Origin of the sequence: Alteromonas sp. BMJM2 (assembly GCF_027257845.1) — a bacterium.
Classification (GTDB): Bacteria; Pseudomonadota; Gammaproteobacteria; order Enterobacterales; family Alteromonadaceae; genus Alteromonas.
Map to the genome: position 1 here is coordinate 256357 of NZ_JAPVOT010000003.1, position 14143 is coordinate 270499.

Sequence of the window (14143 nt, forward strand, 5' to 3'; positions counted from 1 at the left end):
CGCAGGGGGCTGTTTTACCCGCCTCCTCTTCAATTTAAATTTTACTCGTCAATTTCAATACTAAAATCGGGCATTGCCTGAATGACTTTCTTTACTGTACAGCTGTTGGCAGACGCTAAAAGTGGCTTTTTGTATTTCTCTGGGAAATCGTCAGGCAAGGTTACTTTAATAGCAAATGCCTTTTTAAATTTATCTTCGGCGCTGCTGCTATGGTCTTGGCTAATACTTATCCCGTCTGTGCTTATATCTCTTGCGTCACAAAATTTGCGGATAAAAAACGCGGCACACAACGGCATGCTAGCTAAAAAGTAGTCGAACGGCTCAGGATAAGACTCGTCGCCCCCTGCTGATACGCTTTGGTCACTGGTTATTTGATGCTTGCCAAAACTGGCCTGAAGTTTTTGCCCTTCTAAAAGTGCGATATCTATTTTCATTACTGTGCCCTTATATTCAATTAACTTTATAAATGTTCTGCTGATCTTGAAAGGAGTTGTACGCGGCGTCAAGTTTAATAGCTTAATTAGTCACCTTCGTTTCTTTACCAATAAGGTTTAAGGTAGCCCAATCGCCCGAAGCAATTATAAAATTGGAGTGGGCATGGGTCTGGTTTGTATTTTTAATTAATATCACTTTTTATTCACTAGTACTGGTGAATATTCGCAATAAAATTGACCTCCAGCTTTAAATCACCGCTATCGGTTAATAAATTTGTTATTCATAACTATCAATCTATAATCACTAATACTAAAGAATATTAATGTTGAAATTGGTGCATCTAGATGGCTAAGAAAGTGACTTCCTCAAAAATGCCGCAGGCGCAGTTTATAAATGATGCACATGTGTTGGGGCAACTCATTAAAGCGAGGCGCACGGCGATGGGTATGAAACTCGCTGATTGCGCCGCACTATGTAATGTGGGTATTAATACCTTATCTCGAATTGAAAATGGCAATAACAATTGCACTCTAGCTGCCACATTTGCGGTGCTAAATGGAATAGGTATCAAGCTTACCTCACCGTCGCTTACTCCTGATTCGATTGAAAAGCGAAACCACTCAAATGTAAATAATGACGAGTGGGTATAACAGCAATGCCAACAGATAATACCAACCAGCCCTCAGCATACGCTTTGCTCATTTATTTAGCAGAACAAAGAATTGCCACGTTAGCTTTGGATAAAAGCACCAACCTGGTCAAACTAGAATATGAGTCGAGTTGGCAGGAAACGGGTTACCCACTCTCTCCGGCTCTAACACTAGACAACGCTCACTCTCGTGAAATTGCTTACAACTATATCGACAATGCCTTGCCAGAAGGGGAAGCGCGAAAGCTCTTAGCTGATCATCTTGGAGTCTCAGAAAGACATGTCTATTCCCAAGTCAGAGCCATTGGCAATGATCTGGCGGGGGCCGTTACATTTAAGGCGAGTGAAGATAGGTCAGAGGTTTCATCAGAGGCAAATGAGCCACAATTTAGAGTGATCGAAGCTGACGAGCTAACTAAGCGGCTTGCCAGTAAGGAAGACATAGGCCTGTTGACGTGGGACGACAAACCAAGGCTGAGTGTAGCGGGAATACAAGACAAGCTCAATGTACTCATCAACGAGCAAGGACAAATCGGGTTTGGTGATGGAACGTTATGCTCAACACATATTCTCAAGTTTGAGAAGCACAATTGTCCCAATCTCGTACTCAATGAATACTTCTGTATGAAGCTGTCAAAGGCAGTGAAACTGCCTACCGCTGAAGTAGCGTTCACGCGATTTGAGCAATATCCAGCATTGATTGTGAAGCGCTTCGACCGTAAGTATGCGCCTGAACATTTCAAGGTTTTTCGCAGGCATGTGATTGATGGCTGCCAAGCACTTAACCTGCCAAGGGACTACAAATACGAACGAAACTTAGGGGATGGCAGAGACGTACAACATATTCGGGACGGCGCAAGCTTACCTCGACTCGTTGAACTAGCAAAAACTATGGCTTCTCCTGTTGAAAGTCTTCAATGGCTTATCAACTGGCAGCTATTTAACTTGATGATCAGCAACCACGACAGTCATGGAAAAAACGTCTCGCTGTTTTTTGATAAGCGCAATAATCGATTCACGCCAGCCTATGATTTAGTGAATGTTGCCATGTTTCCGCAGTTTAAGCATGTACTGGCTATGGCGATGGGCGATGAGTTTGACCCCAAAAGTATAAATGCCTACCAAATGGCTGATTTCGCTGAAACCTGCGGGTTAAATAAAAAGCTATTGTCTCGCCAGTTATGTAATTTGGCAGATAAGGTCATAGCCATACTGACGCAGCAATCATTTATCGAAAAAATAACTCAAGAACCATACTTTACCGAAGAGGACCGATATTACATGGCTGAGGTGCAAGCGCATATTTTGGCACGAACACAGCAGCTAAGATCGCAAGCGCCAGATATACCGAATATAGAGGTATGAGGGTATGTTCTTTTTAGCCGATATTTCATTTGTTAACCTAGCGATAATCGATTGCGCTCGTGAAACTCAATAGCACTGAACGAGTAACGTATTTCGGGCGCCGTTATTTAACGGCGCCTTTTGAGTATGCCCCTCACATGCCTGTTAGATTATGCAGCCTGCGATTTTCTGGCGCGGTTGGTTAGTCTTACCAGCTCCATGCGCACGTCTTCGTGCTTGGTGCACACGTTTTCAAAGGGCACATAGTAATTTTTATCTTGCGAGCGAATGTAAAAACCGTCGGTGACTACGCCGGTCATGGTGGGTGCGTCGTCTTGCACAGTGTGATGATGAGCTAATATAAGCGCCATAGCGTCTTGATGGTCTTCGTTCATATGCGCAATCATGCCTGTCTCGGCCTCAAAATCCCAAGGGCTTGCCGGTGCCTCCCACTCTTCTTGTTCTAACCAGAAAATTTTACCAAACCCGCCAATAAAGCGAACGCGCACCATGTCCATTTGCCATATTTTAAAATCGTGAGCTTGTTTGTAGGTTTCGGCCTCTGGAAAGCGCAGTACGTACTGCTCAAGAATTTGCTGAGCTTTGTCGCCTTTTATTGGTGTAGCATCACCAACCACGGTAACGCGTCCGTGGGCATTTTGATCGCCCTCTTCTGCCTGATGAAAAACCGTTAGGCTCATGCGGCTATCTTTTTCTAAGTTTTTAGCGTGCTGCGCAATATCACTGATGTAAAAATACAGCTTGCCTTCGCTACAGCTAATAAAGGGCGACACCGACCCAAACGGGTAGCCGCGTAAGTTATACGAAATAGTAGAAATGACGCCCGTTTCACACGCGCGAAGCAGTGCTTTTGCGTCAGTTAATGCCTGCGTTCTCATTAAGGAGCTCCTTGGGTTCTGAAAATATCATTGGAATATGTAGGTCTGGGTGAGGCTGTATATGCATTTGCGTACCGTATACAGGCTCTAAAAATTCTGGCGTTAATACGGTGTCTTTAGTGCCAAATTTAATGAGTTCGCCACCGCTTAATAACATGACGTCGTCGGCATACAGCGATGCTAAGTTCAAATCGTGTATGGCCACAATAGCCGTATTACCCTGTGCAGTGAATTTGCGCACTAGCTGCATAAAATGGTGCTGAAAGTGTAAATCTAGCGCTGAAGTAGGTTCATCTAATAATAGTAGTTTGCTGCTGTGCTTTTGCTTAGTAAAAGCGTCGAGTTGAGCAAAGCTTCTGGCTATATTCACCCGCTGTAGTTCACCACCAGATAGTTGCCCTGTGTGCCTATTAACCAGTTTATGTAAGTCTAGGTGGTCTATAAATTCAGCCACGCGCTGCCGCTTTTGCTGCTCTGACTCAGCGATGGGAAAACGCCCCATGGCAATGAGCTCGGGCACACCTAGTTGAAAGTTAAGCGCGTTTTGCTGCGTCAGTACTGCGCGTAAACGGGCTAATTCAGCCTCACTCCATTGCCTTATGCAGCGCCCTTTTAAACTTAGCTGCCCTTGAAAGTGTAGGTTACCGGCAATGGTGTGAATAAGTGTAGACTTACCCGCCCCATTTTCGCCCACCAGCACGATGAGTTTACCCTCGGGTACTTGGCATGTGATGTTGTTAAGTACGTTTCGCTTGCCGCGCTTAACAGTTACATTGTTCAGTGAAAGTAGGTTGGTCATGTTGACTGCTCTCTTTTAACCATGTGGCATTAGCTGGCGTCGCAGCATCCAGATGAAAACGGGTGCGCCAATAATGGCGGTAACAATGCCAATAGGTAACTCGGCAGGCACAACGGCCACTCTGGCAATCCAGTCTGATGCCAATAACACCAAGGCACCTAATAACATGCTTACTGGCATCATGTATTTCAGGTTAGCGCCTACCAAAATACGAGACAGGTGGGGAATAACTAAGCCTAAAAAGCCGACTAACCCAGTAAGTGCAACCGCAGCACCTACCCCTATTGCAACAAACACCACTATCTGATTTTTTAAGCTTTTTATATTTACTCCCATGTATTTGGCTTCTGACTCGCCCAATAACAACAAACTCATTTGCTGCCGCTTGCTCCATAAACCCATTAAGCTAAGTAGCAGTAATGGCAAGGCTTGAAACAGTGAAGACCAATTGGCCCCCGCCAACGAGCCCATGGTCCAATAATTAATTAACCGTAGGGAGCTGTCGTCGGCATAAAAGCTGAGTAACCCAATAAGAGCAAACCCTAGCGCGTTCATTGCCACGCCTACTAAGATGAGCGAGGTAACCTGCACGCCCTGCTCGCTTTGTGCAAATTGATACACCAACAGCGTAGCCAGAAGTGCCCCAATAAACGCAGCATAAGGCAGCATTAACTCGGCTTTTATGCCAAAGGTCGCCTGCAATAAAGGCCCAAGCGCAATCATGCCTACGGCCATTACCGCAGCCCCCGAACTAACTCCTATTACGGAAGGGTCTGCCAGTGGGTTTCTGCATAATGCCTGCGTGGCAGCCCCAGTTTGCGCCAATACTGCGCCTATCAGTAATCCAAGGCATAAACGCGGTAAGCGAATTTCGCTAATAATGTTGAGCTGCAGCGTGCTTATCGAATGCCAAGTGTCGGGTAAAAACCAGGCAACAGATAAGCGTATATCCCAGCCTGCAGGCCCAAAGCTTAACGACACTACGCTTACCACTATTAACATGGCAAGCAGCCATGAAAGGCAAAACCACACTTTTTTCTGCTGGCTATCAAACCAGCTTTTATGTGATGTAGGCAACGGTGACTGATGTGAAAAAGTCAGGCTACTCATCGCGCTTTCCACTGGCAGTATGGTTATAAGCGCTTTGCTTATTAACTGTTTGCCCATTCTCGCCTTTCTCGCGCCAGTTTTTCACCAAGGCAATAGCTTGGGCAAGTCGAGGGGTCATGCCAAGCGATTGAAGTGAGTCCATGACTAACAAGCGACACTCTTGCGCTGCTTTAAGTAAGCGTAAGTTGGGGCTTTGGCAAAACTTGTCTTTACCACCGGCGCTCATTACCACGTGATTAGGCGCAACTAAAAAGTCGGGCTGCTGCAGTGCTAATGCCTCGCTATTTATGCCTTTAAACCCTTTATGCTGCGCTGCCACATTGTCGATACCAGCATAACTAAATATTAACTGCGGTACCGTTTCTGTGCCTGCCGCAATGAGCCCGCGATCGGAGGCTGAAAGTAAAAATACCGCTTTGGCAGTACTGTTTGTTGCTTTACTTGGCAGTGAGGCATTGAATTGCGCAATTAACTGTTGTGCTTGTGCTGTTTTTCCAAGGTCTGCGCCAAGCTGTTGAATTAGCACAACGAGGCCTTCGGGGCTGGTAGGCTTCTCGTAAACTACAACGTCTACGCCGGTACTTTTTATTTGTTGTATAACCTCACTACGGCCCACGCCTTCAATGGCCAATATTTTATCAGGGGCAAAAGACAACACGCCTTCAGCGGCTAAGTCTCGGTAGTAGCCCACCATGGGTAGCTGATTAACTTCCTGTGGATATTGGCTTGACTGATCTACGGCAATCACACTGTCTCCAGCATCAAGGGCAAACACAATTTCGGTAATAGTGCCGCCTGCCGTAATAAGTTTTTGTGAAGTGTTTTCTTTAGCATTCGCGTTGTTGTGACTTAATAAACCAAAAGCGAACAATAGGCTCACTACTGATACTGAGAATGCGATTGAGAAAAGCGGTTGGAGTTTCATAGCAATCTGTTCCTAATAAAGGGTATTAACTTACGAGGCATTGCCAAGCCCTTACTTACTGAGTAAGTGCCACTCGATTTTACTGTAGGCGGCCTGGCATTATTCCTCGCACATAAACTTAAAATGCGTACGTGGCATTAATGGCGGCATTGATACCTGGTTGAGTAAGAAAGTTGAGGTTATTCGCTTCGCCAACTTCAAGCCCGCGCACCTCAGTGCCGCTCCAACTTTTGCGGTCGAAAAGGTTGAATACACCAACATTAATGGCAAGGTCGTCGTTCACATTGTAGTTAGCCAGCAAATCGAACTGCGCATATCCAGGGGCTTCAAATAGTCGTGGCTCGGCAAGGTCTTGTGGTTGAATTTGTGAGTCAAAGCGCTGTACAAACGTACCGACAAACTCAACAGACCAAACATCATTGCTATCGGTATAACCAATGCCTGCAACGGCTTGTGGCGGTAAAATAGATTCTATGTCTTGGCCTGTGGCTTTATCTTCGCTGTCTAACCACGTAAGCGCACCTCGCAGCTCCCAACCAGTTAAGCCAGAAGCAGACTCACCTAAAAACCATGTGAACTGTGCGTCTATTCCTTCAATAACCACAGATTCGCGATTGGTTGCCTGAAACTCGATGAGCTGCGTGGCGGGGTTAAAGCCTACCGTAGATCTCGATTCAATAAAGTTGTCGTAGTTGTTGTGGTAGGCGCTTACGCTCCACTTCACCGCGTCTAATGTTTGTCTTATGCCTACCTCCCAGCTTTCTACACTTTCAGGCTTTAAATCGGGGTTAGGAAGTGAGGTATAACCGCCGGCAAAGTTAGTAAAGCCAACATTTAAGTCGTCGAAAGGAGGAATGCGAAATCCTTCTGCGTATTGCAGCCAAACGTTGGTGTTGTCGCTTAGGTCGTATACTGCACCTAACTTAAATGAGACTTGCGAATCGTCGAAGGGCACGGCAACAACGCCGGGGTTAGCATTGGTAAAAATGTCATCGGGATAAGGCGCTAATGTAAATTCGTCGTAGCGCACGCCTGGGCTTAACGTTAAATCGCCATTGAGCAGGGTTATTTCATCTTGAATGAAAAACGATAGCTCTCTGGCTTCAGAGATAGGAAAGTCTCGTGCGGGAAACACAGAAAACTCCGGTACCACAGCACCCGTTGCAGCTACAAATGTGCTGCCCTCTCGTAACGATTCACTGTCGGTGTACTGCAGTTCGCTACCGTAAATAAGGTAATGCTTTGAATCACCTACACTGAACTGTTTGTCTAACTGTACAATGATTCCCTCTACTGTTTGGTTGAATTCGCTATCGCGAGTTCGGCCTAACTGTACTGGGGTGGGGTCTTGTCTTGATACTGCGCCAAAGCGCCCTTCACGGGTTGCTTGGCTATTTTGGGTTTCTTGCCAGTAAACGCGGGTAAGAATTTTGTCGAATATGGCGGTACTATCGGTATAGGTGTGATTAACTTGAAAACGTGTTCTGTCGCGTTCATCAATACCTTGGCTTTCAGTAATGCGTACACCACGAACGAAGGTATCCACCTGAGATAAAACGTTGGTTTGAGTTTCGCCTTCTAAGTAGTCAGCGAGAAACTCTAGTCTGTGCACATCGCTTGGTTTATAGATAAGTTTGAGTTGGGCACTGTCGGTATTATTACTTTGTGGGTTTGCGGCATCGCGCTCTAACCCTGTGCCGCTGCCGCCAAAGAAGTTTTCAGTTTCAGCGCCATCTCGTGTGGTCGCGTTTAATAACCATTCCCAGTCGCCCTTTTTTCCAAATAGCTGAGCGTTAGCCATACGCTCATTGGCTACCGACGCATACCCTACTTTTACACGGCCGGCCATGCTGTCATCGTTTTGTAGCAGCTGGCTTGGATCTTTACTGATAAACGACACAACACCGCCTATCGCATCGCTGCCGTAAAGGGTAGACGCTGGGCCGCGAATAATTTCTACTCGGTCTATCATATCTACGTCGATAAAGTCGCGGCGCGCTGAAAGCCCAGGCCCAAAACTAAATTCATCCGCTATAGGCGCGCCATCTAGCAACATGAGTACGCGGTCGGCATTAATACCTCGAATATTAAAGCCCGATAGGCCAAATCGGCCGCCCCCTTCAACCACTACACCAGGCTCAAATCGCACTAAGTCACGAATATCAGTGGCCACCATCTTATCCATTTGCTCGGTGTCGATAACGGTTACGCTAGAGGCAATTTCATCTATATCTGAATTAAATCGAGAGGATGTAACGGTGATTTGTTCGAAATTGGCCTCTTCTAGTGCATCGGCGAAAGAGAATGTACTGAAACCAGAAACGAGCATAGCAAGAGCAATTTTTGAAAACTTCATGTGTCTAAAACCCTACAAATGGTGCGGATGTTAATAATAATGGTTATTATTTAGATTAAGTTATCACGAAGTTTTTTGGGAAACAAATTTATTAATGGGTATTTTTAGTTGCCTATATACCAGCGTCTAAAGGAGAAATGGGCAGTAAATAGAAAGGGGTATGGAAGTTTAAATACGGCTGATCAGCAGATCTGATAAGGGGAACAAGGCTAAAAAGGCAATGAGAGATCTTTGCATCAACCCACTGAAAAATAGGGCTATTGGTAAATAAAATTTAATATGAATAAGGCTTAAGTAGATTAAGCTTGTCAAATTCGACAAGCAGAACAAAGTAAAACCTGAAGCTCATGTGTACCAACGGAAAATGGCATTTTAGAAAACGAAAATTAACTTCTTGTCGGCCCATTTAGTTTGATATTATTATGACTATGGTAATGTGACTATGGTTCTAAATATGGAACACGAAATATCAAAATCAAATTTTAAAGCTCATGCTCTTGAAATAATGAGAGATGTTGAGAAATCGGGTGAAGAAGTTGTTATCACCTCTCATGGCAAACCCACGTTAGTCATAAAAAAATTTAGCAAAAAGAATGTTAGCCCATTAGAAAAGTTACGCGGGTCTGTTGTGACATATAGCTCACCTACGGCTCCTGTTTGTGAAGATGATTGGGAGCTTGCATAGATGATAGTCTTAGACACTCACATTCTGATCTGGTGGTGTGATGGCGATGATAAGCTTTCCGCTAAAGCAAAAGAACGGATTAACGTTGCATTAGAATTAGAGGAAGAAATAATGATCTCCTCTATATCGTCATGGGAAGTATCTATGTTGGTATCAAAAAGTAGGCTTACTCTGACTATGGACGTTGATACTTGGATTCAAACAGTAAGCGAAATCGAGAACGTTAAATTCGTTCCCGTAGATAACAAAGTTGCCATCGAGTCGACTCGGCTGCCTGATGAATTCCATAAAGATCCCGCCGACAGGATGATCGTGGCACTAGCAAGAACCTTGTCAGCACCTTTGATTACGGCGGACGAAAAAATTTTGAATTATCCACATGTAAAGACAATTTTTTAGCCTCTGCGCCCCTCTTTTACCCTCATCAGATAAAATTTATCTAACGCTTCATTCACAGTGAGATTTTCATCGGCACGTAGGTATTTTTTCACTTCTCGAATAACCAAGTTTCTGTTTTGATTGTGCTGCGTTGCAAAGGCTTCGCAGGGCTTTTCGATGGCATCTAATAGTTTGCGTGCTTCTAGTGAACGATGAAATGCCTCTATGGCTTTATCGAAATTCTCACCGTTCTCGAAGTACAGCTCGCTTAAGCGGCTTTTTCTAATTTGATAGGTATGGCTTGCATATTCCAGTGCCAGTTTGAAGTTTTCAAAGGTTTCGTTGAATACCTTATAGGGCTTAGTTGGCGCTTTGCTTACTCTGGTAATGCTGCCGTTTACTTCATAATCGAAGCCATTAAAACGAAGTCGAGATACGGTTTCTTTGCCTAAATTTATGCCTGCACGTAAGCTAATTTGAAAGGCTGTGTCCATGTCTTCCAATTCCTCTGGGCTCCACATGGTGTAAACCCTTACCGCCTTTTCGTACTTTTTAGCCAATAGCTTTTTAAGCACATCGACACGCTCGCCTAACGTACCGGTATTATGCTTTTTCATTAAATCGACGCATTCATTGCATGAGGGTACAGCAATAAATTCGGCTTCTCTGCTGCCATCGCGCCAGTCGTGTATAAACGAGATAGGCGGAATGTAATCAGGTGTTGAGGCCTCACAGCCACAGTAAAAACACTTATTGAAGTCGACTGAATGCACCGCCACCAGTACCTCGTAGTACTTTTTATAATCCATTGCGCCCTCGTTTTGGTGTGTTTGCATTAATTGTTATTTTCAACCGATAGCTAGTGGTACAGCGTACTCTTTGCATTTTTATCTGCAACCTAGCTAAGCAATAAATAAAGTATATTCCATATATATATTTAATTTGTCTACTCCTGTACTATTGATTATATTGTGCTTATTAATGCACTGGATCATGCGTCTAAGCTCGCATTTATATATGCGAAATAATGCATTTAAATGATTTACTCGGTGTGCGACGAAATGCGCAGACTTATTTTAGATACCGTAAGTAAGGAGAAATAATTGGAAAATTGGACTACAACCCCTTTTGAGCCCTTGAGCGGCTTGGCAGGAGGCATTTTTATTGGGCTATCAGTTGTGCTGCTGTTATTCACGCTTGGACGCATTGCCGGCATATCAGGTATTGCTGCAGGCGCTTTAACGCAAAGAGGCTCTGAACAGTATTGGCGATTCGCATTTTTAGCTGGAATGATTTTGGCTGCCATATTTTATAGCACTTTTATGGGTGGCTTTGAGGTAGAGACTCAATTGGGCTCTGGCTGGATAATAGTAGCAGGGCTGCTGGTAGGCTTTGGTACTCGTCTTGGCTGTGGATGTACGTCTGGCCATGGTGTAGCTGGCCTTTCTCGACTATCACCACGCTCGATAGTCGCCACACTGACATTTATGGCGGCAGCGGCCGCTACCACAAATATTATTAGACACCTTTAGCACAGCGGAGGAAATAGATTATGAAAGTACTTATCGCTTCGCTATTTAGCGGCCTACTTTTCGGATTTGGACTTGTTATATCGGGAATGAGTAATCCTGCCAGGGTGCTTAATTTTCTCGATTTTAGCGCGAACTGGGATGCTACCTTAGCCTTTGTTATGGGCGGCGCCATCTTAGTAGCGGCACCCGGCATTTATTGGGTACGCAAAAGAAGCAAGCCATTGTTTGCTAACAAATTCGACATTCCTACAAGTAAAACTATAGATAGTAAGTTAGTTTTGGGGTCTGCGTGTTTTGGGATTGGCTGGGGAATAAGTGGCTTTTGCCCTGGCCCTGCCGTTGTTGCTGTTGTATCTCTGCAGTCTGATGTTCTTTTATTTATTGGCGCTATGCTTGTTGGCATGCTGGCGCAGCATTTTTTAACACCGAAATCTTCTTGATTAAGGAAGAACGATGAAAGAAACAGCGTTAACAATACTCTTATTTTATGCCGGTTTAGTGCTTTTCCCATCGCTATTAAATGCACAGCCAGCAAGCACTACAAACACAATGACAGTGCACGAAGTACATAACGTATTGAACGACCCAATGTTTAGTGGCGTTTTAATAGACGTTCGCACTGAGGAAGAGTATGCAGAAGGACATATAAAGGATTCATTGAACATACCGGTTGGTACTTTTCACGAACACATTGAAAAACTTCGCGCGTTAGAGCGCAACGGTCTTGTTATTTACTGCCGCACAGGCCGACGTGCAGCAAAGGCAATAGATTTGCTATTAGAGGCAGGAGTTAAAAATATCACTTACATGGAGGGAGACATGAAAAAGTGGAAAGAAGAACAATTGCCCATTGTGGTACAAAATGAAGCTAAACTTCACTAACTATTTGCCATTAGATAGTCACATTTACTAAAACCAACGCAAAGGTACACGCCATGTTAAAAATAAAGAACTTGAGCCTGCTGGCTTGTTGTCTCGTCGCCCTTTTTAGTTTTCATTCTGTGGTTCATGCTCAAATGTCTGAGTTCAGAGATGGCACTGTGATTAAAGGCTTTGGAAAAAGCGCCCCCGTGCTCTCTCATGTTTTGCCAGAAAACAGTGCATTTAACATTGCATTTGATGTTGCCAGTACTGGCGGTGCAGGCGTGGTAAATCGCAAGTTTGATAGCTTGGCGCGCTTTATTAACATGCATGCTGCGGCGGGTGTTAAAAAGGACAATATCCACCTAGCACTTGTTGTTCACGGAAGCGCAATTTTCGATTTATTAAATAATGCGTCTTATCAAGAAAAGTACGACACACAAAACCCTAATGAATCGCTTCTCAAAGCACTTTTAGAAAACAATGTGCGCGTAATTTTATGTGGTCAAAGCGCCGCTTCAAAAGCAGTACAAAGCAGCCAACTGGTTGAGGGCGTAGAGATTCAACTATCAGCCATGACTGCCCATGCTTTACTGCAGCAAAATGGCTATACGGTAAACCCGTTCTAAATTCAGAAAAACTGTAGGGTGCCGGGCTAATTACCTGCATTAGCATAATGCTGCTTATGCCAAATGATGAAGAAGTAAGTTTATTGTTAGTTGTAATACGTTAAGAGAATTGTATTGTTATGAATTGCGTTAAAACCTTAATTGGCATTTCCGTTTTACTACTCACTAATGTAGTGCTTGCTAATACAGCAGATATAGAAAGTACTTTGGATGAAACCAAGTTACCCGGCTACCTTAACAGTTTTAGTAAGGGCCTGCCTCACAACGAGTGGGGAGTGGTGAATGAAGAGGCATACGAAAAACTACTATCGGCACTAAACGAAGGTAACAGTAACGCTTTTGAAAATGTCCCTATGGGCGTGAAAAACGGATTTGGACTTCGTAATCCACTTGCTGCATACGCAAGTGTTCGCGAAGGCAACAGCCCAGACACTTTTAGCATACCACCAGCACCTGAGTTTGAAAGCGCATGCACCTACTTGTTGCCGCAAGCATCGCCCAAAGGCGCACCGCTTCACCCTACTTACCCCGCTGCTCATGCAGTGATGGCTGGCGCCGCTGTCACAATGCTAAAAGCATTTTTCAATGGTGATTTTGTTATTCCCAACCCAGTAATGACAAGTGCTGATGGGAAGCAATTACTTCCCTACAAGGGTAAGCCTCTTACTTTAGAGAGCGAACTTAACAAATTAGCCAGTAATGTTGCTTTAGGCCGTAATTTTGCTGGCGTACATTATCGCGCTGATGGAGATTATGGCTTAGTACTAGGTGAGGAATATGCCATGAGTGTGCTAAGAGAAGTAGCGCGCCAATATAAAGAAGATTTTGGCGGTTTTACCTTTACGCGATTTGATGGAACAACCGTGAAAATAAGCCAATGAGACAAACCGTAACTAACTGGTCTGATTTTTATATCAAGCTCAATGTGACGAACAACTGATGAAAGACAAAATACTCTCTATTACATTAATTTGTATTATTGTGCTTAAAATTGCAGATTTAAGTGCAGATGTTGCCGACGATGCCAGCCTCACCCACCTCATTCAAGAATCCATCTTAATTTTAATTTCTTCTGCACTTTTCCTATTTCTTATATTTGATATTCGCCAACGATCAAACAACGCAAAAGAATTAAAAGCTGAACTTGCCGCTTCGTCAGAAAGAGAGCAAAAAGTAACCGCCGAATTACAGCAATCGAAACAGCACTTTTTAAAAGCGATTCAAGCTCAATTTGATGTATGGGGCTTAACACCTAGTGAAAAAGAAGTAGCCATGTTTTTGTTGCGGGGGTTAACGCTTTTAGAAATTGCAGAAATACGTAGCACTTCAGAGAAGACTATACGCCACCATGCCTCTGCAATTTATCGCAAAGCAGATTGCAAAGGAAGGCATGAGTTAGCAGCCCTCTTCTTCGAAAACTTAATTTAAATCATAAGATTACATTGTTTATAGGCGGTTTGACCTAGGCCATTAGGTGCTATGCCCGATATCTTTTTCACCTTGTTTGCCGTACTGTCATTGAAGTCTGTGAACATGAATGC

At 44.1% G+C, this 14143-nt stretch carries 17 protein-coding genes; 10 read left to right on the top strand and 7 right to left on the bottom strand.

Annotated features, from left to right (window positions below; translation table 11 throughout):
- Positions 1–41: 41 nt before the first annotated feature.
- Positions 42–434, bottom strand: a complete 393-nt coding sequence (locus O9X84_RS05570) for an OsmC family protein (protein ID WP_269518638.1) — start codon at positions 432–434, stop codon at positions 42–44.
- 345 nt (positions 435–779) lie between these two features.
- Here O9X84_RS05570 and O9X84_RS05575 point away from each other — a divergent pair, with 345 nt between their 5' ends.
- Complete coding sequence (locus O9X84_RS05575) at positions 780–1085, top strand: helix-turn-helix domain-containing protein (protein WP_269518639.1); 306 nt, start codon at positions 780–782, stop codon at positions 1083–1085.
- Positions 1086–1090: 5 nt separating this feature from the next.
- Positions 1091–2449 (top strand): HipA domain-containing protein, encoded by a 1359-nt coding sequence (locus tag O9X84_RS05580; protein ID WP_269518641.1) that lies wholly within the window; start codon positions 1091–1093, stop codon positions 2447–2449.
- 149 nt (positions 2450–2598) lie between these two features.
- Here O9X84_RS05580 and O9X84_RS05585 read toward each other — a convergent pair whose 3' ends face one another.
- The 5 genes from O9X84_RS05585 to O9X84_RS05605 all read right to left on the bottom strand — a co-directional run bounded on the left by O9X84_RS05585 (position 2599) and on the right by O9X84_RS05605 (position 8517).
- Positions 2599–3327 carry a HugZ family pyridoxamine 5'-phosphate oxidase gene (locus tag O9X84_RS05585; protein ID WP_269518642.1) on the bottom strand — a complete coding sequence of 243 codons (729 nt, stop codon included), beginning with the start codon at positions 3325–3327 and terminating at the stop codon, positions 2599–2601.
- Positions 3305–4126, bottom strand: coding sequence for a heme ABC transporter ATP-binding protein (locus O9X84_RS05590; protein ID WP_269518643.1), 822 nt, complete (start codon positions 4124–4126; stop codon positions 3305–3307). The genes O9X84_RS05585 and O9X84_RS05590 overlap by 23 nt, the downstream gene beginning before the upstream one ends.
- A gap of 15 nt (positions 4127–4141) precedes the next feature.
- The gene (locus O9X84_RS05595) at positions 4142–5236 is read right to left on the bottom strand and encodes a FecCD family ABC transporter permease (protein WP_269518644.1); all 1095 of its coding nucleotides are present in this window, start codon (positions 5234–5236) and stop codon (positions 4142–4144) included.
- The gene (locus O9X84_RS05600; protein WP_269518645.1) at positions 5229–6161 is read right to left on the bottom strand and encodes a heme/hemin ABC transporter substrate-binding protein; all 933 of its coding nucleotides are present in this window, start codon (positions 6159–6161) and stop codon (positions 5229–5231) included. Before O9X84_RS05600 ends, O9X84_RS05595 begins: the two co-directional genes overlap by 8 nt.
- A 118-nt stretch (positions 6162–6279) precedes the next feature.
- Positions 6280–8517, bottom strand: a complete 2238-nt coding sequence (locus tag O9X84_RS05605; RefSeq protein ID WP_269518646.1) for a TonB-dependent hemoglobin/transferrin/lactoferrin family receptor — start codon at positions 8515–8517, stop codon at positions 6280–6282.
- Between the two features lie 454 nt (positions 8518–8971).
- Between O9X84_RS05605 and O9X84_RS05610 the strand changes: the two genes are divergently transcribed.
- Both O9X84_RS05610 and O9X84_RS05615 read left to right on the top strand, forming a co-directional pair.
- Positions 8972–9202, top strand: coding sequence for a type II toxin-antitoxin system Phd/YefM family antitoxin (locus tag O9X84_RS05610; protein WP_269518648.1), 231 nt, complete (start codon positions 8972–8974; stop codon positions 9200–9202).
- Positions 9203–9601 carry a type II toxin-antitoxin system VapC family toxin gene (locus O9X84_RS05615; RefSeq protein ID WP_269518649.1) on the top strand — a complete coding sequence of 133 codons (399 nt, stop codon included), beginning with the start codon at positions 9203–9205 and terminating at the stop codon, positions 9599–9601.
- Here the strand turns inward: O9X84_RS05615 and O9X84_RS05620 are convergent.
- A complete protein-coding gene (locus O9X84_RS05620) occupies positions 9598–10389 on the bottom strand; it encodes a hypothetical protein (protein WP_332108315.1) in 792 nt (263 codons plus the stop codon). The genes O9X84_RS05615 and O9X84_RS05620 overlap by 4 nt on opposite strands.
- A 294-nt stretch (positions 10390–10683) precedes the next feature.
- On the opposite strand from O9X84_RS05620, the gene O9X84_RS05625 reads away from it, so the two are divergent.
- From O9X84_RS05625 to O9X84_RS05650, 6 genes are all read left to right on the top strand, one after another.
- Positions 10684–11112 carry a YeeE/YedE family protein gene (locus O9X84_RS05625; protein ID WP_269518650.1) on the top strand — a complete coding sequence of 143 codons (429 nt, stop codon included), beginning with the start codon at positions 10684–10686 and terminating at the stop codon, positions 11110–11112.
- A gap of 20 nt (positions 11113–11132) precedes the next feature.
- Positions 11133–11552 carry a YeeE/YedE family protein gene (locus tag O9X84_RS05630; protein ID WP_269518651.1) on the top strand — a complete coding sequence of 140 codons (420 nt, stop codon included), beginning with the start codon at positions 11133–11135 and terminating at the stop codon, positions 11550–11552.
- A gap of 13 nt (positions 11553–11565) precedes the next feature.
- Positions 11566–11994 (top strand): rhodanese-like domain-containing protein, encoded by a 429-nt coding sequence (locus tag O9X84_RS05635; RefSeq protein ID WP_269518652.1) that lies wholly within the window; start codon positions 11566–11568, stop codon positions 11992–11994.
- A 53-nt stretch (positions 11995–12047) separates the two neighbouring features.
- Positions 12048–12602: a DsrE family protein gene (locus O9X84_RS05640; protein WP_269518653.1), complete on the top strand. Its 555-nt coding sequence runs from the start codon at positions 12048–12050 to the stop codon at positions 12600–12602.
- Positions 12603–12721: 119 nt separating this feature from the next.
- A complete protein-coding gene (locus O9X84_RS05645; RefSeq protein ID WP_269518654.1) occupies positions 12722–13483 on the top strand; it encodes a hypothetical protein in 762 nt (253 codons plus the stop codon).
- Between the two features lie 58 nt (positions 13484–13541).
- Positions 13542–14030, top strand: a complete 489-nt coding sequence (locus O9X84_RS05650) for a helix-turn-helix transcriptional regulator (RefSeq protein ID WP_269518655.1) — start codon at positions 13542–13544, stop codon at positions 14028–14030.
- The last annotated feature ends 113 nt before the right edge of the window (positions 14031–14143 follow it).

Excerpts from the sequence above, each read along its gene's own strand:
- O9X84_RS05575 (WP_269518639.1), top strand. The coding sequence starts at position 780 with ATGGCTAAGAAAGTGACTTCCTCAAAAATGCCGCAGGCGCAGTTTATA.
- O9X84_RS05635 (WP_269518652.1), top strand. The coding sequence starts at position 11,566 with ATGAAAGAAACAGCGTTAACAATACTCTTATTTTATGCCGGTTTAGTG.
- O9X84_RS05580 (WP_269518641.1), top strand. The coding sequence starts at position 1,091 with ATGCCAACAGATAATACCAACCAGCCCTCAGCATACGCTTTGCTCATT.
- O9X84_RS05590 (WP_269518643.1), bottom strand. The coding sequence starts at position 4,126 with ATGACCAACCTACTTTCACTGAACAATGTAACTGTTAAGCGCGGCAAG.
- O9X84_RS05650 (WP_269518655.1), top strand. The coding sequence starts at position 13,542 with ATGAAAGACAAAATACTCTCTATTACATTAATTTGTATTATTGTGCTT.
- O9X84_RS05645 (WP_269518654.1), top strand. The coding sequence starts at position 12,722 with ATGAATTGCGTTAAAACCTTAATTGGCATTTCCGTTTTACTACTCACT.
- O9X84_RS05620 (WP_332108315.1), bottom strand. The coding sequence starts at position 10,389 with ATGGATTATAAAAAGTACTACGAGGTACTGGTGGCGGTGCATTCAGTC.
- O9X84_RS05600 (WP_269518645.1), bottom strand. The coding sequence starts at position 6,161 with ATGAAACTCCAACCGCTTTTCTCAATCGCATTCTCAGTATCAGTAGTG.
- O9X84_RS05595 (WP_269518644.1), bottom strand. The coding sequence starts at position 5,236 with ATGAGTAGCCTGACTTTTTCACATCAGTCACCGTTGCCTACATCACAT.
- O9X84_RS05570 (WP_269518638.1), bottom strand. The coding sequence starts at position 434 with ATGAAAATAGATATCGCACTTTTAGAAGGGCAAAAACTTCAGGCCAGT.
- O9X84_RS05585 (WP_269518642.1), bottom strand. The coding sequence starts at position 3,327 with ATGAGAACGCAGGCATTAACTGACGCAAAAGCACTGCTTCGCGCGTGT.
- O9X84_RS05615 (WP_269518649.1), top strand. The coding sequence starts at position 9,203 with ATGATAGTCTTAGACACTCACATTCTGATCTGGTGGTGTGATGGCGAT.
- O9X84_RS05610 (WP_269518648.1), top strand. The coding sequence starts at position 8,972 with ATGGAACACGAAATATCAAAATCAAATTTTAAAGCTCATGCTCTTGAA.
- O9X84_RS05605 (WP_269518646.1), bottom strand. The coding sequence starts at position 8,517 with ATGAAGTTTTCAAAAATTGCTCTTGCTATGCTCGTTTCTGGTTTCAGT.
- O9X84_RS05630 (WP_269518651.1), top strand. The coding sequence starts at position 11,133 with ATGAAAGTACTTATCGCTTCGCTATTTAGCGGCCTACTTTTCGGATTT.
- O9X84_RS05640 (WP_269518653.1), top strand. The coding sequence starts at position 12,048 with ATGTTAAAAATAAAGAACTTGAGCCTGCTGGCTTGTTGTCTCGTCGCC.